The organism is Nitrospira sp. Kam-Ns4a (genome assembly GCF_965152595.1).
Map to the genome: position 1 here is coordinate 1,364,239 of NZ_OZ224218.1, position 18,566 is coordinate 1,382,804.

The window sequence follows — 18,566 nt, forward strand, 5'->3', positions numbered from 1 at the left end:
CCGCTCCAGGTGCCGTTCTCCTCCAGTCACCCGGCAGGATACAGGAGGTGCAGGCCCCCGGCAAGACGCCTCGCGCTTGCCCGCACCACTGTGGCGTGGTACCGTGCGCCCGGCACCTGGTGCGGATGACCATGTTGCGGGCCATCATTTTCGACTTTAACGGCGTGATCGCGGACGACGAGACCCCGCATTTCCTCGCCTTCCAGCAGGCGCTGGCCGAAGAAGGGCTCGCCCTCACGCAGGAGGCCTACTACGGGACCTACCTGGGCATGGATGAGCGCAACTGCACGATCGCGCTCCTCGCAGCCGCTACGGGCCGGAGCGACGGCGCGCGAGTGCACCGCATCCTGAACCGGAAGGCCGCGCTGTTCAGGGAGGCGACGGCGAGGTGGAAGCCGCCGCTGTTTCCGGGCGTCGTGGAGTTCGTAAAGCAGGCGGGGAATCGCTACCGGCTGGCGATTGCGTCGGGCGGGAGGAGGGAGCAGATCGAGGCGGCGCTCGAGGGCACGCCGATCGAGAAGGACTTTGCCGTCATCGTCTCGGCGGAGGATACGGTCATCGGCAAGCCGGACCCGGCCATCTATCAGCTCACGCTCAAGCGGCTGAACGACGCGCTGCCGCCCCCCGAGCCGGCGATCCACGCAGCGGAGTGCGTCGTGCTCGAGGATGCGCTGGCGGGCGTCGAGGCGGCCCGAGCCGCCGGGATGCGGGTCGTCGCGCTGGCCACCACCTATCCAGCCGACCGGCTCGGGCGGGCCGACCTCATGCTCCCGGGGCTGGATGGAGCGGTGCTCGAACGGATCGAAGGGCTGTTCCCCTAAAGCCGACTCGCTCCGTTGGTTAGGCGAGCCGGCCGTCAGAATTCCATTGTCAGCATCGTCCAGAGGAAGCTGTTGTTGGCCCCCACGGCGGACGCGAACGTCTGGGTATAGGGGGTTGCCGCCAGCAGCGGAGCAGGCATGCGATCAGGCGGGAGTGCGGGATCCCGCACAGGGGAACGCGGCTGCGGCCGCACTCAGAAGACGGCCCGGCCCCCTCACAAGCTCGGCCTCATCGAGTCAATGACCCGGACGAGGATGTCATCGATGCCGAGAGTCGGGGCGTATCCGATCAGGCGGCGAATCTTCTCGAGCGAGGGCACGCGTCGGGGCATGTCTTCAAAACCCGCTTCATAAGCCTGCTCATAGGGAATCATCACGATCTCCGACTGGCTGTGGGCAAGCGCCTTGACTCGTCGGGCCAGGTCGTAAATCGTAATCTCCTCGTCGCTGCCGATGTTAAAGACTTCGCCGACTGCGCCAGGATGCGCGGACAAGGCGATCAGCGCCTCCACGACATCGCCGACGTAACAAAAACACCGGGCCTGCTGTCCATCGCCGTACACCGTGATCGGCTCGTGCCGGAGGGCCTGGTGCACAAACGAGGGCACCACCATGCCGTATTGGCCCGTCTGCCGGGGTCCAACGGTATTGAACAGCCTGGCCACAATCGTGGGAACTCGTTTCTCCTTCCAGTACGCCAAGGCGAGAAATTCATCGATGGCCTTCGAGCAGGCGTAACTCCACCGCCCGCGCGTCGTGGCGCCCAGCACGAGATCATCATCCTCGGAGAAGGGAACTTTGCTAGCTTTGCCATACACTTCGCTCGTGGACGCGAGCACAACCTTCTTCTTCTTTTTGTTGGCCAGATCCAAGACAACTTCGGTGCCTTTGACATTTGTTTCGATGGTGCGCACGGGGCTCTCGACAATCAGGCGCACGCCCACCGCGGCGGCGAGATGGAACACCACGTCGGCTACATCCACCAGCTCCGACATGATGGCCCGATTCATGACCGTCTCGAGGACATAGGAGAACTTGCCGTTTGTGCGCAGATGCCGGATATTCTCGATCCTGCCGGTGGACAGATCGTCGATGACACACACCTCGTGTCCCCTGGCCAACAGGGCCTCGGCTAGATGTGAGCCGATGAATCCGGCACCACCCGTGATCAGCACCTTCATGCCCCACCCTCTGCGACCTCAACAGGGCCGCCGGGCACTGATCCCCCTGCGGATGAAGCTACTTTCTCTCGATCTGGGGGGTCGCAGCTCCGCTGGGCTCAACAAGCGGAGGGATCGACGTCTCCGGTTGACACGGAACACGGGTCGCCAGTCGGTGCAACCGAGCGATCGGGATGATGTCTGTATACTTGAGGGCGCGGGTGCTGTTCGTTTCGACTTCCACGTAGTAGGAGGCCTCCTTGACTGCCAAGACTTTCCCCTGCGTGTCGGTGTGGTTGGCTGTGGTGAACCGAAAGCACTCCCCTACCTGAAAGGTCGGCCGGGCGTCGAAGCGCGTCATGCCGACCTCATACGTGGTGCACCCAGGCAACGTCAGCAGAAGACCTGCCCAGGCGGGCATCCAGAACATGCGCACTGTCTTGATCATTTCACGCACCAGGCAGTGCAGATGACGCACACCAAGACGGCTCTCCACCAACCGTGTTCCCCACTTACCGGCCGATGACCGCGATGGCCGCCGCGCCCAACATCAGGCTGCCAAGGACGCTAGCCACCGCGGTCCAGAACTGCACCGGGCGCGCTTTCGGCTCGATGTCTTCAGGGACGACGATCGTGTCCCCCGGCCCCACGTCCCTGAGGTTGACATAGGCCGCATCCGTCGAGCCGTTCGCGCGCAGAATATACACTCCTGACTTCTCGGCGTAGCGGGTCATCCCGCCAGCTTGCTCGATGTACTCCTTCACCGCCAGCCCTTCCTGATGCACCACGCTGACGGGATTGCGCACAGCCCCAACGACCGTCACGGTCTGGGGGCGAGGCGGCACCATGATCGCGTCCCCTTCTTCTAGGACGAGATCCTCGGCGCTTCCCTCCAGTTGCGTCAGCGACTCCATCTTGACGACAACCCGGCCGGGTTGAAGGCGGGCGATAAGTTGATCCAAGGCTTGCATCTGCATCTGAAGCGCCGCCTGCTCGGGACTCATCCCCCCGGCCATGGCGCCCTGCGGATTGACGTTCCCGGCTGCCAAGGCCGCGGCTTCGGCGACTAACCGTTGCTTCTGCAACGAGACAAATTTCTCCACTTCGGCCTGCTGCGACCGCTTGACCGACTCTCGCACTAGGATCAACCCTTGAGGGAAGGCCCGGGCAGTGAAGCCCCCGGCCCGCTTGAGGACCGAGGAGAGTCGCTCCCCGTTTGCAACGGCATAGGTCCCGGGCCGCTTGACCTCGCCGGCGACGGTGACGGACCGGGCAGGCCGGGCTTGCGTCGCGACCGTGACATGGTCCAGGCGCTGCAAGGGCAGATTCTCGCCCTCCACGCCTTCGAACAATCGCTTCGGGCTGAACCGGATCACCGTCGTCTCGTAGGTCATCGGGTCGGTCCGAGCCAGCTCGGCCTGATCCAGATAGGAATCCACGAGCATCTGCTCCGGTGTCAGAAGGTCCCGGAGCCGCATGCCCGGTTTGAATTCATACGGGCCGGGGTTTCTCACCGCCCCGTCGAGCGTGACGGCGTTTTCAATCTGGGTCGGGACCGAGCCGAGACGGACAAAATCGCCGTCTTGGATCACCACATCGGCCTCGCGCCCGGCCTCGTGGGCGCGGGAACCAGCCTTGGCCGGGTCGCTGGCGTCGAGCAACCCGCCCAACTCGACATCCAGAATGACTCGCTTTTGCCCGGCCTGGACGCGGAAGACCTGGCATCGCTGGCGATCGGCCGTGGGAGTGAGACCGCCAGCCAAGTCAATCAGCCCCGTCAGCGTCGTGGCACCGCGCAGTTCGTAGATGGCGGGACGCTTGACCGGTCCCCCGATCGCCACAACCGGCCCGATCGGTGGCACGAGCACCGTATCCCCCGATTGAAGCCGAATATCGTGCGTGCGATCTCCATACAAGAAAAACCGATAGAAGTCCAGTGTGGCGATGGGTTTCCCCTCTCGGACCACTTGGATTGACCGAAGCGACCCGGATTTGGCAGGCCCACACGCCGCGTACAAGGCGTGTGAGGCCGTGGCCAATGAACTCACCTCATAGGCCCCGGGACGCACCACTTCGCCTACGACGTAAACCTTGATGGTTCGGAGCCGCGCCATAGAGACGTGCAGCTCGAAGCGCTTGAGCAGGGTGGCCAGCCGAGCCTGGATCACGCGGGTCGCCTGGGAAAAGGTGCTGCCGGCCACCGGAATAGCACCGACATGCGGAATGAACACGGTCCCATCCCGCTCCACCGGCGTGATGTAGCTCCGGTTGAAGGAAGCATCCGGCACATTCCACACGTGGATCGCCAATGTGTCATCGGGCCCAATCACATAGTCAGGCCCAACCGGCGTATCCATGGTTGGGGGAAGACCAGAAAAGGGAACCTCAAAAAAGCTGTACCCGAACTGCTTGAGCTGTCCCGTCACACCCTGGAGGATAAAGAAGCGCGCGAACGCCTCCTCGATGGACAGCGGACCGACCGCTTCCGGCCGGCTCGGGCTGCCACCCCCTGTTGGGGGCTGGGACTGCGTGGTCGGCCCCAAGAGTCCGCCAGGCAATGGCAGGGCGGCGCCCCCTTGTTGCCCTGTTGCTCCCTGCCTGGGCGACGCCGCGGTCTGGCCGGTAGAGGGGCCGCCCCCTTGCTGCTGCTGAAGCAAGGGAGTTCCTCCGGATCCCGCTTGGCCTGTTCCCCCTGGCGGGGGCAACTGGGGCGAGGGAGGCAAGGGCGTGAGCGGCGCTACTGCGGGAGCTGGGCAGGGAGCGTTCGCAGGGATAATGGGCTGGAGGGCCGTGGGATTGGTGATGAGCGGCTGGCCCTGGCCGAAACCAGCCGCCGATCCCCCCACTGGGGGCAAGATAGAAGCCCCGCCTGACGTCTGGGCTAAAAGCGACGGTGGCGCGACCAGGGCGAGCGAGAGCGCCCAGATGAGTCCCTTCTTGAAGACGAGCCTAGAGAGGGGAACCGTGCGTGCGTGCGTGCGTGCGTGCAAATAAGCGACCATGTCTGAGGATCCTTTCGAACGTGGGTGCGCATGAAAGCGTGCCGGGCTTGCTCCGTCAGGTGTCTTATACCTGCATCATGTGGAAAACGAAAGGGCGCAGGCCGTCGCGGGCGGCGACCGACAAGGACGTGCAACAGGGCCGGTCTCGACTGGGAATTGGTGAGGAGCGCGTGCAGGAGAGGAAGAGGGGAGGCCGGGGCTTGGGAACGGCGCGGGAGCCTCTTCGCCAAAGAGGCATCAGGAAGCCGTCGGGACAGCCGCGCCGCGCTGGCGGATGCGAGCAAGATAGTCGAGAAAAAAAGCCAAGAAGATTCCCACGAACAAGGCCAGCACCCCTGCGATCGTCACATTCAGCCGAATGCTGGGCTTGCTCTTCTTCTCAGCAGGCACAGCCGGATCGAGCACCTGGACCGTGGGCGTGTCGCGGGCCTCTTGCAGCTTCGCCTGCTCAAGCTGCGAGGTCAGCAAGGTGTAGAGGGTCTCCTGGACCTTCAGCTCGCGCATGGCCCGCGCATAGTCCAAGGCCAGCGCCGGGACAGTAATCATGGCCGGGTGCAAGCGATCTCCCGGGAGCATCCCTTTGCCCCCTTTCCCAGATTCCAGCAGATGGAGTTGCTTGCGCAGCTCGTCAATGCTGGACCGGACCCGCGCGAGTTCCGGATTGTCCGGCGACAGATAGGTGCTCAGCACTTGAAGCTGGACCTCCTGGGCCATGATCTGTCCCTGGATCGTCGCGGCGGCCTCGATCATCGCCTTTGACTGCGCCTCGACCGCCACCGCCTTATTTTTCGTCTGAAACTCCTTTAACTCCTCCTCTTCCCTCAGCAGGTTGGCCTGTGTCTCGGCCAGGCGCCGCTCGATGAACTTTCGGTGTTGACTGGCCTTGCTCACGTTCAACGTCTGGTTCAACCGATCAAGGTTCGTCACATAGAAGTTGGCGATGTCCGCCGCCCGCTGGGGGTTCGTGTCCTCGACGGTAATTTTGATGACCTTTTCTTTGGTCAGCGTGATCTTGGTATTGCTCTCCAGTTGCTTGCGGGCGTCCTCCATTGTCTTGGCCTTATAGAGCGTTCGGAGATTAAACTGCTCGATCACCGCATCGGCCATGATGCGGGACTTCAGCATGGCAACGAAGATGTCCGTGGGCGTGGCTGGAGCGCCTGGCAGTGAAATCCCCAAGCTCTGTGCCGCTCCGCCAGCTCCGGATGCAGCCAGCAAGGCTCCAAGCCCACCGCTTTCTTTCGAGTCCAAGGACGGCAGCAGCGTGGCGGTGGATTCATACACCTTGGGCATCAGCAAGCTGACGACGAGCGCCGTGACGGTCGAGGCCACAAACAGGCCTCCGATCAGCCACCGGCGCTTCCAGATCACGCGCCAGTAATCAAGGAGATTCACCTCTTCCTCCGGCAGAACCAGCGGTGGAAGGGTGGAATGGGCTGGGGTTGGCTGATTCATCCGATGCGTCAACCCCCTGAAAGAGTTGAGGACAGGCCTCCGGTCGCGTTCACCCGTCCATCGTTACCGACCGATGACCGCGATCGCGGCGGCCCCCAGCATGAGGCTGCCGAGCGAACTGGCGACGGCCTGCCACAGAGCCACGGTTGGAGTCTTGGCTTCGACCTTTTGGGGGACCACGATCGTGTCGCCGGGCTGGATGTCCTTGACGCGCACGTAGGCTCCCTCGGTCGCCCCATTCGCGTGCATGATAAAGATCTCCCGTTGATTCGCCCCCTCCGTGACGCCGCCAGCCTGCCGGAGGTAATCATCAAGAGTGAGGCCCACTCGATGCACCACATTCGTGGGATTCTTGACGGACCCGATCACGCTTACCGTCTGGGGCGGCGTGGGGATCATGATCTTGTCCCGCGCTTCCAATCGGATATCGTCCTCGGTGCCTTCGAGGCTTTCAATGGAATCCAGACGAACGACGACCCGCCCCAACTCGACCCTCGACAACGCGGCTTCAAGCTGTTGGAGGCGGAGGGCAAAGATCTGCTGCTCGGCAATGGGGCCGTAGGACTGCAGCGCGGCCCCCCCGGCCAAGCCCGCCGTGCCGGCGGCCACGCTGGCCGACTGGGCCGCCAATCGCTCCCGTTCGGCCTGAATGAACCGCTCCATTTCCGCCTGCTGCTTCTTCTTGACCGACTCGCGGATCACGACAATCCCCGGTGGGTACGCATTCGCCGTGAAGCCCCCAGCTCGCTTGAGCAAAGAGCTGAGCCGCTCGCCCACCTCGATCGTATAGTACCCGGGACGTTTCACCTCGCCTTCGATGGACACCAGGTTCGGGGGCCGCACCTGACTGGCCACCACAACTTGATCAAGACGCTGAAGAGCGTGGTTGTCCTGCTGGCTGCCGGCAAAGAGGGCCTTGGGACTAAACGGAATGATCCTAGCCTGATAGGTCACCGGGTCGGTCCTGATAATTTCCGCCCGTTCCAGGTAGGCCTCAGCCGTGACCTGGTCGGGGGTCAGCATATCGCCAACCCGCAGACCCGGATGGAACTCATAGGGACCAGGGCTCTTGACCGCGCCGACCAGACTCACCACGTTGGCCACTCGGGTTGGCAACGTGTTGATGCGCACATAGTCACCATCCTGGATCGGAGGGTCCCCCGTCACGGGATCCGGCCGGTGGTTCCCCTTGTCCTGGTTCGCTAACACAGCTCCCAGGTCCACGTCCATCATAAACCGGCCGCGGCCGGGCTCCACGCGAAAAATGTGGCACCGGGATCGATCGGCCGCCGAGGTGAGACCTCCGGCCAGAGCGAGGAGGTCAGATAAGCGGGTACCCGGCTTTAGCTCGTAAATGGCTGACCGCTTGACCGCCCCACTGATCGCGGCCACTGGCCCAATGGGCGGGACCATCACGACATCGCCCGCTTGCAACCGGCGATCATGGCTCCGATCCCCGGCGAGCAAGAATTCATAGAAGTCCAGCTCAGCCAAGACTTTTCCGTCTCGGATGACCTTGACTTGACGCAGGGACCCCGTTTTCGCAGGCCCGCAGGCTGCATAGACCGCATTGGATACGGTGGCCAGGGCGCTGATCTCATAGGCCCCGGGACGGATGACCTCACCGACCACATAGACCTTGATCGTCCGAAGCCGCGCCATCGCTACATGTACCTCAAAGCGTTTGAGCAACCCGCGGAGCCGGGTTTCAATGGCACGCTCGGCCTGGGAAAACGTCAAGCCCCCGACTGGAATCGCCCCCACCTGGGGGATCACCACCATCCCATCCCGTTCGACTGGAACAATATAGCTCCGATTAAAGTTCGGGTCGGGCACGTTCCAGATATGGACAGCCAGGGAATCCTGCGGGCCGATCACATAATCCGGCCCAACCGGCACATCCAGCACTGGCGCGAACCCGGCCGCTTGGACTTCGAAGAACTCGTACCCAAACTGTTTGAGGCGACTCCTCGCACTCTGCAGCACAGAAAACTGCGCGAACGCTTCTTCAATGCTGAACCCCTTGTCGAAAAGCCGCTCTTCTTTCTCTTTCTCTTTCTCGCGAGTGAGCCCCGGCCCTGAGGCCTGGCCCTGAGACAGCCCTTGAGGCGCAAGGGGGTGCTGGCCGCCAGTGAGCATCTCCTCCTGTCTCATCTCCCGGCGTTGCTGCTCCCGCTCACGCCGTTCTTTGTCTTCGCGTTCCTTCTCGATCTTTTCCTGCCGTTCTTCCTTCTCCTGCCGCATCCGCTGCTCCACGGAGGAGGGCAGCAACGTCGAGGTCTCGACCGGCCACAAGTCGTTGATCGAGGTTAGCACCGGTTCCGGCACCCGGCTCGGCGCCTGGGGCGAGGGACAGGGCACCTGGGGCGGCACCAGGGGCTGCAAGGCAGTCGGGCTCGTCATGATCGGCTGACCGGGTACTGGAGCCGCTGCGGCTGGCGGCCCCGCGCCCATCTGAGGAAAGGGAGTTGTCGGTCCCCCCTGCGTTTGCGCCAAGAGCGAGGGAGGAGCCGTCATCAAGAGAACCAGCGACCAGACGAGCCCCTGCCCCCCAGCACACCGAGCCCATATGAATAGCCCCCTCATCCTCATCGAAGCTCTTTTACGCCTGCTCGGTGCAAACGTCAACCAACTTGTCCAGCCCTGCCCCCTCTCGCGCATGTTCTATGCCACGCCTAAAACTCGATGGCGAGATTCGTCCACAAGAGGTGATTGTTCGCCACGACGCCGCTGGCAAACGTTTCCACAAAGGGGGTGATGCCGGTAATTTGCCCCGGATTCCGGATCCGTTGTCGCGCGTAGGTAATCGTGAACTGCACGTGCTGCGACACCCACCAAGTCACATCCATTCCCCCCTCGACCTTCTTTTCATGTACGGGGAATCCACGGCCGCGCTCCGACAGTTCGAAATTGAGGCCGACCCGCACCGTCTCCGTAAGGGAGCGGGTCGCGCGTACAAACAGGTCGGTCGCATCCGTGCCCATCCAGTGCCCAAGCGGATAGCCCCGAAACCGCATCCCGCTCACATAGGTGCCATTGTTGTACCAAATATTGGCCAACTCGGGATGCCGGCGCCGCTCAATATCGGTGTCCGCATACTCGACCCGGAAATCGAGCGTATCGCCCCGGAAGACCTGCGGGATATAGGCCCCGACCAAAAAGGCCCCGCGGCTGGGCAGGGGAAACTGCGACCATTTATCCTCCGAGCCCAGCTCCCCATAGAACTGGAACCCAGCCGGAAACGGAACCACGTAGTCCACGTGCGGAATTCGCGCTCGGAAATCAATCAGGCTTTCTTCATTCACATCTTGATCGCCGGGCTGATTCGGGGGATTGGTATAGGCGTCAATGACCGTACGGGGAAACGACTGATTCCGGCCCCGGCCATCAAACTGGGTCAACCGGGTGAGGCCCACTTCCAGCCAGTCAACCGGCAGGTAGCTGATCCGGAGGCCGAAGACTTTCGCACGGGGGAAATCTCGATTCCGCTCCAACTGGGTCAGAAACGTATGGATCCTCCACTCACCGAGTGACTTGAAGACCCAGGGCAGCTTGAAGGGCTCGTCGCTGCCGACCTGGACCATATCCAGCGGGAAGGCATGATCCGACAGCAACAGGGTGCCCCGATACCCCGGCCCCCACCAATTCGACCCGCGCCCCACCTGGACTGCGATGTTGAAGAGCGTGAGCTTGGCATTGAGTTCCTGGAAGTACACGTTCTTGTCGTTGGCGGTCGCGCCGATGCCGAGCGCACGGACATTGCTGATGTACTTGGGGTCCATGCTGACCGCGAGCAGCTCGCCCAGCTCGACCCACCCCCGCAGATCCGATTGCACCTGCTCGCCGTTCGCATAATACTGGCCCATCCGGTTTTCCCGAAGCCGGACCGTCTGCCCGCCACCGACGAAAAACGCGTCCCCCTCGATCTGCACCCGGGCCCCCACCCGGACGACTCCGTTGCGGGCGGCGGTCGAGGGGGCCGGCACTGCACCGAGGCTGACCAATTCAGGCCGGAACTCCTGCAGCAGGCGATCGAGCAACGGCTCGGCCTGCGCCTCCGTCCCATCCGCGGCCACGTCGCCGGCCCGAATCCGCTCGAGCGCGCGCGCGACGTACTTGGCCGCCAATTTCCGGCTGTACGGCTTGGCCACCACCATCGCGCGATCAATGATGCCCATCGCCGTGAGCCGCTCGATCGCCTCGTAGGCCCAATGGTGCAACGGCAAATTCACCGAGGCCAGCGCGGCTGGTCCGGCGACTAGAACGAACCACACAACGACGATTGCGAGAAGGCCTGCGGACGGTCGCTCCACTATCACCCCCTTTCGCGACAGGCATGGAGGCGGTGAGGGACAGCGCGGCGGCAGGAGTCTCGGCGCGGAGGCGCGGCGGTGGCGAGGGAGTCCACGAGCGGGCAGTGCACCGCGGGACGGGTATCCTCAGCCATCGCACCGGCCGCTCCCCCGGTCCGCTCGAACCGTACGGTCGCAGCGCAAGCCCCATGGCCTTCCAGTCCGCTTCCACCGCCTGCTGCCCCAGGCTGCCTAAGCCGACCAGTCTCCCGGCTACCGCGCCCGTGGACTGCGCCGCGTCCCCGAATGCCGAGCGCGGGCGAGCCCAACGCTCATGGGGACTCTCAGAGCCTGACGGCCGGACCCTTACTGGAAGATCTCCCTGAGCGGGATCACGAGGCCCGGCAGCACCTGCTCCCCCTCCAGCGCATCCTGCTCCCGGAGCAGCCGGGCCGACCCATCGGCGCGGTAGACGGTCACGGTTTGGGCCTCGGGCGCCAAGACCCAGACCAACTGCGCGCCGGCTTCGAGGTAATCCCGCACCTTTCGTTGCACCTCCACTGGATTGTCGCTCGGAGAGAGCACCTCAACGGCCAGATCCGGCGCCCCTTGCAGGAACGTCTCCGGCAGTTTCCCCTCCGGCAATCGCTGAGAGGAAAGAAACGCCACGTCCGGAGCTCATACCCGTTCCGGGTCATGAGGGAGCGCCAACACGAATCCCACGGCGCCGACCAGCACTTCACCGCCACCATACCGTTCCACATGCTCGGCCAGCTTGCGATACAACCGCCCTGTCATCTTGCCGTGGATGCCTCCAGCCGGCGCCATCTCGATCACTGCTCCGTCCACGAGTTCGCGCCGGACATCGCCTTCGCCCATCCGCCAGAGGGCTCGAGCGGTCAGCCGTGTCTTCGTCGCCATCGGCGAGGTCCTCCCTCTGCCAGCCAGCCGTCATGACGACCCCGGAGAACCGGTGGCGCCAACCTGGATGCCCTCCCACCCATCGCCCACGGCCGAGCACCGTGGCCCCGGCAGGTCGGGAACCGGACCGCGTTTTCTTCCTCCCGTAGGAGCCAGGCATTAGCCCAGCACAGCCTCTACCGAGAGAACGAGATCGGGGAACGCCTGCGGAGCCAGACGGTGGCTGCGCCGCACGATTCGGCACTCCTGATAGCCTTGCGGGGCGGGACAGCACGAGACCTCGATCGTGTCAGCCGCCAAGTCCACCAGCCAGACCTCGGGAACCCCAGAGCGGGCATACAGCGGGAGCTTGACCTCGCGATCCGAGTCGGCAGAGGTCTCGGCCACCTCCACCACGAGGAGGACATCCTCGGGGCTAGGGTAGGATTGGGCGTAGAAATCCGGCCGAGGTCTCAACAACGTGAGGTCCGGTTGGGGCTCGGAATGCTCCCCAAGCCGGATGGGGTTCTGGACACTTACGACAGCCCGATCTCCAACCACTTGAGAAAACAACCGATTCAGGCGGTTGACGACCCCGGCGTGCCGACTCCCAATGGGAGCCATCGCGACAATCTCCCCTTCCAGAAGCTCCACCCGGTCATCCTCGCCCAAAATGCCCGCCTCGGTCATCTTGTGGTACTCGGCCACGGTGAACAACCGCTTCAGCACCTGCCCGGCCATCGCAGTCCTCCTCAACTATGCTCCCGCTCACGCTACCATAGGAAACCCAGCGTGGCAAGCATCAGTTGCCGAATGTGTATAAACCAGTATTGGCTTCTCAGCCAGTGGCGGTCAAGGTTGAAGCCACATGGTCATCATTCCGAGTCTGAAGAGATGCCGGAATGCACCCGAATCGCCGCTCTGAAGTGGGATTGCGCTGCTTGGACTGGCCACAGGGGCGTGAAGAGGTCTTGTCAAGAGGTGTGTAAATGGAATCAGGCGGCGACCTCCTGTTGGGTCACTCTGGTTGATGCCTTCACGCCATCGACAAACTGGACGCCCGCGTAGACCAGGGGCAGCAGCTCCGGGGCATTCAGGCGCCGGAAGTGGCCCTCCGCCACCTGGAGCACCTTCCAGATCAGCGCCGTGGCGGAGTCGATCCGCTTGTAGCGCTTGCCCGCCGTGGTCCGCAGCCGCACGGCGGCGAACGGGGACTCGATCATGTTCGTGGTCCGCAAGTGGCGCCAATGCTCACGAGGAAACCGATAGAACGTGACCAGGCGCTCCCAGTCAGCGTGTAAGCGCTCGACGGCCTTCGGGGCTAGCCCTCGATACCGGCGGCTGAACTGGTCCCGGAGGCGCTCGCACTCGGCCTGCGTCTCGGCATACGGCATCGCCTTCAGCAAGGCCTTCGCTTCAGCCTGGTGCGTCTTCGGCATGGCGTCCAGCACGTTGAGAATCTTATGGTTCCAGCACCGCTGCTCGGCGGCCGTCGGCTGCTGCTCGGCCAACGCCGCCCAGATCCCGAGGTGGCCATCGGCCACCGTGCAGCGCCAAGGCTTCAGCCCCCGCGCCCCCAGATCCCGCAGCACCGCCCCCCAGGACTCCTTGGATTCGCGTTGGCCGCTCTCCACCGCCAGGACGACCTTGCGGCCATCTGTGAGTGCCCCCACCAGCACGAGCAGCGCCGCCTTGCTGTCCTCGAGGCCGGCCTTCACGTATAGCCCGTCCGCCCAGACATACACGACTTCCAGGTCGTCGAGGCGCCGCCGTTTCCAGGCCTCGTACTCCTGCTGCCACTGGGCCTTCAGCCGTTGGAGGGAGGCCGCTGACAGCGGCGCCCCCTCACCCAGCAGGCCTCGCAGGGCCAGCTCGAAGTCCCCGTGCGCGAGGCCATGCAAGTACAAGCGGGGCAGGAGCTCGCCCACCTCCTTCGTCCGCCGCTGGAACAGCGGCAGGATCCGACTGACGAAGCGCTCGGCCAGCCCGCGCACCCGCGGCCGCCGCACCGTGATCGTCCCGCAGCTCAAGGCCAGCCGCCGGGGCTTGCCATACCCATTGCGGTACCCCTCTGGAGCATCGACGGCGGCCCGGCGCTCCGATTTCTTCCGCCCCAACCGCGCGGTGACTTCCTCCTCCAACAGCGCCTGCAACCACTGCTGGATGTGGCCCCGCGCCCATTCCTCCAGATGGTCCCACCACTCCTGGCTTGACGACGACGTGGCTCCTGTGTTCTGCTCCTGCATGGCGGTGCCTCCTTTCATGTCATGGCCGGACTCGCTCCGGCCGGGTTGCATGACCCGAAAGGTTGCCACCGCCTTGTTCCTATTTCCACACCTTTTGATCATACCTCGGGCGTGAACCGTGATCAGACCAAGTCGGCCACTGTCCGAAAGGTCCAGTCCTGAGTTTTACACGGGGCCGCCCGGTGGCGGAGCCGGATCCTTCAGACCAGGCGCTGCTGGCGTGCATCCGGGCGATCACCAGCGCCCATCCCTTCTGGGGCGTCCCGGCGCGTGTGGGGCTGGTGCGGGATCGGGAGGGGCTCCCGGTCAATACGAAGCAGGTCTACCGGCTGCTGCGGGAGGCCGGCTTGACCGTGAAGCGGGCGCGTCATTGCGGCGACACGGGCCCCGCGGGCGAAGCCGAGGGCCACGCGCCCCCGGCAGGACTGGGGGGATCGACAGGACGACGTGCCCGATTCCCGCCCTGGGCTGGGCGTCCTTGGTCATCGTGCTGGGCTGGGACACCAAGAAAATCGTCGGTTGGGACCTGGCCCTCCGCCGCCGGCAGGAGTGGGAGGCGGCGCTGGCCCAGGCGGTCCAGGCCGAATTCCCGAACGGGGTCCGGGGGGCTAGGGCTGACGCGGGGCTCCGACAACGGGAGCCAGCCCACCGCCAGCGGGTTCATGGCGGCCATGAGCGTGTTGGGGATCGAGCCGGGCTTTACCAGCTATGACAATCCCGAGGGCAACGCCGAGACGGAGCGGCTGAGGCGCACGATCAAGGAGGAGTTGCTCTGGCTGCGGGCGTTCACGAGCCTGGAGCAAGCGCGCGAGGCGATCCGCCACTGGATCACGGTGGAGGACCACGAGCGCGACGTCCACTCGGCGTTGGGCTACCAGAGCCCGCTCGAATTCGAGGCGGCCCTCCGCAGGCAGGAGGCGGCACAGGCCGCTGCGTAAGATGACTCACTCTCAGCACCATCAAAAGTGTCTTGACAAACGGGGGGCATTACGGGAGCGAGGCATGACGCGCACGCGCCACCAGTCCCTTGCCTCCCAGGCGCATCACCTGACCGCCAAATGACCGACCAGACCGCATCACCGGCTTCCCTGCCGAAACAGCACAACCCGAATCGTCCGGAGCAAGATATGGAGATCCAGGAGCGCGGACATGTTCTTTAAATAAAAAAGATCGTATTGGAGCTTTTCCAGTGCGTCTTCTTCGGACGCCCCATAAGAGTAATTGACCTGCGCCCAACCAGTGATCCCCGGTTTTATAGTATGACGGAAAGAATAGTAGGGAATCTTCTTTTTCAGCTCTTTCACAAATTCCGGTCGCTCCGGTCTCGGGCCGATGAAACTCATCTCGCCTTTGAGTACGTTCCACATTTGTGGAATTTCATCGAGGCGCAGAAGCCGAATCACGCGCCCGACCCTGGTGACACGATCATCCCCCGGCCTTGCCCAGACCGCCCCCGTACCATCTTCTGCGCCATGGCGCATGGATCGAAATTTCAACAGCCAGAACTCCCGCTCGTTTTGACCAACCCGTTTCTGCCTGTACAGCACAGGGAGACCCGATTCAGCAACAATTGTCAGGGCAGTGAGGAGGGAAACCGGAAGGGACAGGACGAGGCCCGAGAGGGCCAGCCCGATATCCAAAACCCTCTTGAGCCTGGCGGCATATACGGTCTTTCTGACACCGCGAAGAGAATTCTGGACAAACCAGGAGTCTCGCACATGGTTGACGGGGAGCTTTCCGGTCAGTTCCTCATACAAAGTCGGCATATCTGAAAGCTCGATCCCGTTCATCTTGCAATCGAGCAGACTCCTGAAGAGCCTCTCGGGCTTCTCGCCGGTTATGGCAAGAACCAGGAGGCCGGCGCGATATCGCTCGGCGATGGCTTGGAGGTCGGAGGTGGTGCCAAGGATGGGAGCCACCCCTCTGCCGGCCCTTCGTTTGGTCAGATCATCGTCCACAAAGCCAACGACCTCGAAGTCCCCAAGTGAACCCAGAACAGAGGCGATCGTGTTTCCGGCCCAGCCCGCCCCTACAATGACGACCCGCACCGGCTTCTTAAATCGAGCGAACGCCCGCTCGAATCCCCAGCGCCAAATATAGGCGGCTGGGATCAGGTAAATGGACAGGAGAACAAGGCGGAGAAACCCGAGATCCGTCACCGGGATCACCACCGAGAGCATGAAGCAGGCGGGCGTCGCACCGGCCACCGCGGCAATGAGACGGGCGCCGACCTTGTTTTTCGGACAGGGAGCCGAAAGCGGAATATAGAGATTGGCCAGGTAAAAGAAAAAGAGATAAACCAAGGCAATCACACCGTGGCCGAGATAGGAAAAGACCCCACTTGGAGAAGGCGGACCTGGGGTGCGCGTCACAATCAACCCCAGGACAACCAAAACACCATCCCCAACGCTCAGAATGAGCTTCTTTTTAGGAACATGTCTAAGAAATCCCCACATTAATGGACCCCATAACTAGGCACCGCCGAGACAGGGACAAAGGAGGTGGGGGAAGGCTACCGCACGGACTCCCACTTCATTTGGTGAGCCAGCAATTTGGGGTGAGACACGATTAGGTGCCAGATGACCGCCTGAAAAGCTTCCGTATGGGGGGTGACAGTGGCGGGATTGACTGTTGGAACGATAACGCAGGCATCGGCCACCTTGGCAGTATAGCCTCCGTCGCGGCCAACGATCCCGAACACTTTCGCACCGACCTGACGGGCGTATTTGATGGCCTCGACTAAATTCGTACTCACTCGCTTCTCGGCGTTTCCTCCTCCAACCGACAGGACGATTATCGCATCGTTGGCGCCAAGCCGACTGCCCCTCAGCCAGTTCGCGTAGGCGGTCTCCCAACCATCATCGTTGATCCGAGCCGTGAGCTCGGAGACGTTGTCCGTGGGGGCATACGCCTCGATCCCCGCGATTTTTCGAAAATCGTTCACCGCATGGGAGGCGTTGCCAGCACTCCCCCCCACCCCGAGAATGAACAGCCGCCCTCCTCGCTCGCGAAGGGATACCAGTCCGTCGATCACGGCGGCAATAGTCTCCACCGAGAGCATGGCGGCGATATCCCGGACTTCTCCAAGGTAACTACTGACGTAAGACACCGTGGGGTTTGGCATTAGAAAGTTCTCCCAGGATTAGGTCAATGGCCTCCATCAAGGTCTCGGCGACATTGTGCGCTTCCACCCCTGCGTTATACGGACGCCTCAGCAAGATGGTCCTGCATCCGGCAAGCTGGCCCGCTTGGATGTCTCTCCAGGAATCGCCGATGAGATACGACCCGGCCAAATCAATGCCCTCGCTCTCAGCGATGGCGAACAGCATCCCGGGCTTGGGTTTTCTACAAACACAGCCATCCATATCGTCATGCGGGCAGACCACGATACGCTCGACCGGCAAATGGTCCAGGATTGTCCTGTTGATCGCTTCGAGAGCGGAAGGGGCGAGAAGGCCTCGGGCAACATCGGGCTGGTTACTGACCACGAAGGTTCGAAGTTTGGCCCGAGAAAGTCGGTGAAGCGCTTCAACGATGCCTGGGCAAAACCGAAACTCCACAGGGGATCTCGGCGAAGCTGGTTTTCCGTTTCGGAACACGACTTCGTTGATCACCCCGTCTCGATCGAGGAACACCGCGCGCGTGCTTTTCCCGGAGAGTCCCAAGGTTAGACCGTTTGAAGCCCCACCGCCGTTCCGGATCGCGCCGAGCGGTAGAGGGCATCGATCATGGTCATGGCGGCGATCCCATCAGCAGGTGTTCCCAGATAGGGCGATCCTTCGGTCACTGCCCCAACAAACTCTTCCCATTCCCGTTGCCAGGAGATATCCGGGCCCTCGAAGAGTTCTTCTTGGACCGATGGGATTCCACCGGAGGGATTCCGAATCACCGTGGTCAATCGCTCCGGGCCGTAGCTTCCCCCCAACCCCTCGATGCTCAGCGATCCTTGCTCCCCAAATAGTTCGAGCGAGAAGAGGTTTTTCCACTGGGTCCAACTCGTGTGCAAGCTAGCGACAACCCCGCTCGCATACCGAAACAGGCCGAAAGCATTGTCCTCCAGCGGCTGAATCGGCCACACAGCCGTTTGCAGAATGGCAAAGGCCTCCGCTGGTAATCCGGCAAACCAGTGCAGGAGATCCGCGATGTGGACACCCTGATCCGTCAGCTCGCCGCCGCCAGCTAGTTCCGGATCGCCACGCCATTCCTTCTCGTAACCGGGGCGCCCCCCATGACCGTATCTCGCACGGATATTAATCATCCGGCCGATCGTACCGCCCGAGCACAGCTCGTGGGCTCGTTTGATGGCGGGATGGTACCGATGATTGAAGCCGACCTTCAGGATACGCTGCGCCTTCCGGGAAGCCTCGGCGAGCTGTCGGGCCTCGGCGAGGTTTTTCCCCGGGGGTTTCTCGACCAACACGTGTTTCCCGGCGGACAAGGCCGCGATGGCGATCTCGGCCGAGTACCCGTTCGGGGTTGACACGACCACAAGGTCCACGTGCTGGTCCTCTACTGCGGCCTTCCAGTGCTCGACCGTCTGGCAAGAGAAGGAGGCAGCCATCTGCTGCCGCCGCTCGGCATTCACCTCGGCTACAACAGCCAGTTGGGTGAGCGGATGCCGGGCGACTTCCCTGGCCCGCCGGGATCCGATGAGCCCACATCCGATGACAGCCACCCTGAGCTTTGACAT

Annotated in this window: 14 protein-coding genes and 2 pseudogenes; 3 read left to right on the forward strand and 13 right to left on the reverse strand. The window is 63.0% G+C overall.

Annotated elements, in window-relative coordinates; translation table 11 throughout:
- The first annotated feature begins 131 nt into the window (after window positions 1-131).
- Window positions 132-821: an HAD family hydrolase gene (locus ACWHYQ_RS06855; RefSeq protein WP_447974961.1), complete on the forward strand. Its 690-nt coding sequence runs from the start codon at window positions 132-134 to the stop codon at window positions 819-821.
- A 215-nt stretch (window positions 822-1,036) separates the two neighbouring features.
- Here ACWHYQ_RS06855 and ACWHYQ_RS06860 read toward each other — a convergent pair whose 3' ends face one another.
- The 9 genes and pseudogenes from ACWHYQ_RS06860 to ACWHYQ_RS06900 form a co-directional block, all read right to left on the reverse strand.
- Window positions 1,037-2,002, reverse strand: a complete 966-nt coding sequence (locus ACWHYQ_RS06860) for a GDP-mannose 4,6-dehydratase (protein ID WP_447974962.1) — start codon at window positions 2,000-2,002, stop codon at window positions 1,037-1,039.
- A gap of 58 nt (window positions 2,003-2,060) precedes the next feature.
- On the reverse strand, window positions 2,061-2,429 hold the full coding sequence (locus ACWHYQ_RS06865) for a hypothetical protein (protein WP_447974963.1): 369 nt from the start codon (window positions 2,427-2,429) through the stop codon (window positions 2,061-2,063).
- A gap of 64 nt (window positions 2,430-2,493) precedes the next feature.
- Window positions 2,494-4,524: an SLBB domain-containing protein gene (locus ACWHYQ_RS06870; RefSeq protein ID WP_447974964.1), complete on the reverse strand. Its 2,031-nt coding sequence runs from the start codon at window positions 4,522-4,524 to the stop codon at window positions 2,494-2,496.
- A 696-nt stretch (window positions 4,525-5,220) separates the two neighbouring features.
- Window positions 5,221-6,378: a GumC family protein gene (locus ACWHYQ_RS06875; RefSeq protein ID WP_447974965.1), complete on the reverse strand. Its 1,158-nt coding sequence runs from the start codon at window positions 6,376-6,378 to the stop codon at window positions 5,221-5,223.
- Window positions 6,379-6,501: 123 nt separating this feature from the next.
- Window positions 6,502-8,841, reverse strand: a complete 2,340-nt coding sequence (locus ACWHYQ_RS06880) for an SLBB domain-containing protein (RefSeq protein ID WP_447974966.1) — start codon at window positions 8,839-8,841, stop codon at window positions 6,502-6,504.
- Window positions 8,842-9,113: 272 nt separating this feature from the next.
- Window positions 9,114-10,751, reverse strand: a complete 1,638-nt coding sequence (locus tag ACWHYQ_RS06885) for a capsule assembly Wzi family protein (protein ID WP_447974967.1) — start codon at window positions 10,749-10,751, stop codon at window positions 9,114-9,116.
- Between the two features lie 345 nt (window positions 10,752-11,096).
- Window positions 11,097-11,651 (reverse strand): annotated as a pseudogene (locus ACWHYQ_RS06890) (Uma2 family endonuclease).
- A gap of 159 nt (window positions 11,652-11,810) precedes the next feature.
- Window positions 11,811-12,371 (reverse strand): Uma2 family endonuclease, encoded by a 561-nt coding sequence (locus ACWHYQ_RS06895; RefSeq protein ID WP_447974968.1) that lies wholly within the window; start codon window positions 12,369-12,371, stop codon window positions 11,811-11,813.
- 254 nt (window positions 12,372-12,625) lie between these two features.
- Window positions 12,626-13,876: an IS256 family transposase gene (locus ACWHYQ_RS06900; RefSeq protein WP_447974462.1), complete on the reverse strand. Its 1,251-nt coding sequence runs from the start codon at window positions 13,874-13,876 to the stop codon at window positions 12,626-12,628.
- A 182-nt stretch (window positions 13,877-14,058) separates the two neighbouring features.
- Between ACWHYQ_RS06900 and ACWHYQ_RS06905 the strand changes: the two are divergent.
- Both ACWHYQ_RS06905 and ACWHYQ_RS06910 read left to right on the forward strand, forming a co-directional pair.
- Window positions 14,059-14,232 (forward strand): annotated as a pseudogene (locus tag ACWHYQ_RS06905) (IS3 family transposase); the annotation flags it as partial.
- Between the two features lie 306 nt (window positions 14,233-14,538).
- Window positions 14,539-14,814 (forward strand): integrase core domain-containing protein, encoded by a 276-nt coding sequence (locus tag ACWHYQ_RS06910; protein ID WP_447975539.1) that lies wholly within the window; start codon window positions 14,539-14,541, stop codon window positions 14,812-14,814.
- A 138-nt stretch (window positions 14,815-14,952) separates the two neighbouring features.
- Here ACWHYQ_RS06910 and ACWHYQ_RS06915 read toward each other — a convergent pair whose 3' ends face one another.
- Genes ACWHYQ_RS06915 through ACWHYQ_RS06930 form a run of 4 tightly spaced genes read right to left on the reverse strand, consistent with a single transcriptional unit; the run spans window position 14,953 to window position 18,566 of the window.
- Window positions 14,953-16,332: an exopolysaccharide biosynthesis polyprenyl glycosylphosphotransferase gene (locus ACWHYQ_RS06915; RefSeq protein ID WP_447974969.1), complete on the reverse strand. Its 1,380-nt coding sequence runs from the start codon at window positions 16,330-16,332 to the stop codon at window positions 14,953-14,955.
- A gap of 56 nt (window positions 16,333-16,388) precedes the next feature.
- Window positions 16,389-17,000, reverse strand: a complete 612-nt coding sequence (locus ACWHYQ_RS06920) for an SIS domain-containing protein (protein ID WP_447974970.1) — start codon at window positions 16,998-17,000, stop codon at window positions 16,389-16,391.
- The gene (locus tag ACWHYQ_RS06925; protein ID WP_447974971.1) at window positions 16,969-17,511 is read right to left on the reverse strand and encodes a D-glycero-alpha-D-manno-heptose-1,7-bisphosphate 7-phosphatase; all 543 of its coding nucleotides are present in this window, start codon (window positions 17,509-17,511) and stop codon (window positions 16,969-16,971) included. Before ACWHYQ_RS06925 ends, ACWHYQ_RS06920 begins: the two co-directional genes overlap by 32 nt.
- Window positions 17,512-17,543: 32 nt before the next feature.
- Window positions 17,544-18,566, reverse strand: a complete 1,023-nt coding sequence (locus ACWHYQ_RS06930; protein WP_447974972.1) for a Gfo/Idh/MocA family protein — start codon at window positions 18,564-18,566, stop codon at window positions 17,544-17,546.

Bases quoted from the DNA above. Each gene is read 5' to 3' on its own strand.
- ACWHYQ_RS06930 (WP_447974972.1), bottom strand. From the start codon at position 18,566: ATGTCAAAGCTCAGGGTGGCTGTCATCGGATGTGGGCTCATCGGATCC.
- ACWHYQ_RS06865 (WP_447974963.1), bottom strand. From the start codon at position 2,429: ATGATCAAGACAGTGCGCATGTTCTGGATGCCCGCCTGGGCAGGTCTT.
- ACWHYQ_RS06895 (WP_447974968.1), bottom strand. From the start codon at position 12,371: ATGGCCGGGCAGGTGCTGAAGCGGTTGTTCACCGTGGCCGAGTACCAC.
- ACWHYQ_RS06920 (WP_447974970.1), bottom strand. From the start codon at position 17,000: ATGCCAAACCCCACGGTGTCTTACGTCAGTAGTTACCTTGGAGAAGTC.
- ACWHYQ_RS06910 (WP_447975539.1), top strand. From the start codon at position 14,539: ATGGCGGCCATGAGCGTGTTGGGGATCGAGCCGGGCTTTACCAGCTAT.
- ACWHYQ_RS06855 (WP_447974961.1), top strand. From the start codon at position 132: ATGTTGCGGGCCATCATTTTCGACTTTAACGGCGTGATCGCGGACGAC.
- ACWHYQ_RS06900 (WP_447974462.1), bottom strand. From the start codon at position 13,876: ATGCAGGAGCAGAACACAGGAGCCACGTCGTCGTCAAGCCAGGAGTGG.
- ACWHYQ_RS06860 (WP_447974962.1), bottom strand. From the start codon at position 2,002: ATGAAGGTGCTGATCACGGGTGGTGCCGGATTCATCGGCTCACATCTA.
- ACWHYQ_RS06880 (WP_447974966.1), bottom strand. From the start codon at position 8,841: ATGACGAGCCCGACTGCCTTGCAGCCCCTGGTGCCGCCCCAGGTGCCC.
- ACWHYQ_RS06915 (WP_447974969.1), bottom strand. From the start codon at position 16,332: ATGTGGGGATTTCTTAGACATGTTCCTAAAAAGAAGCTCATTCTGAGC.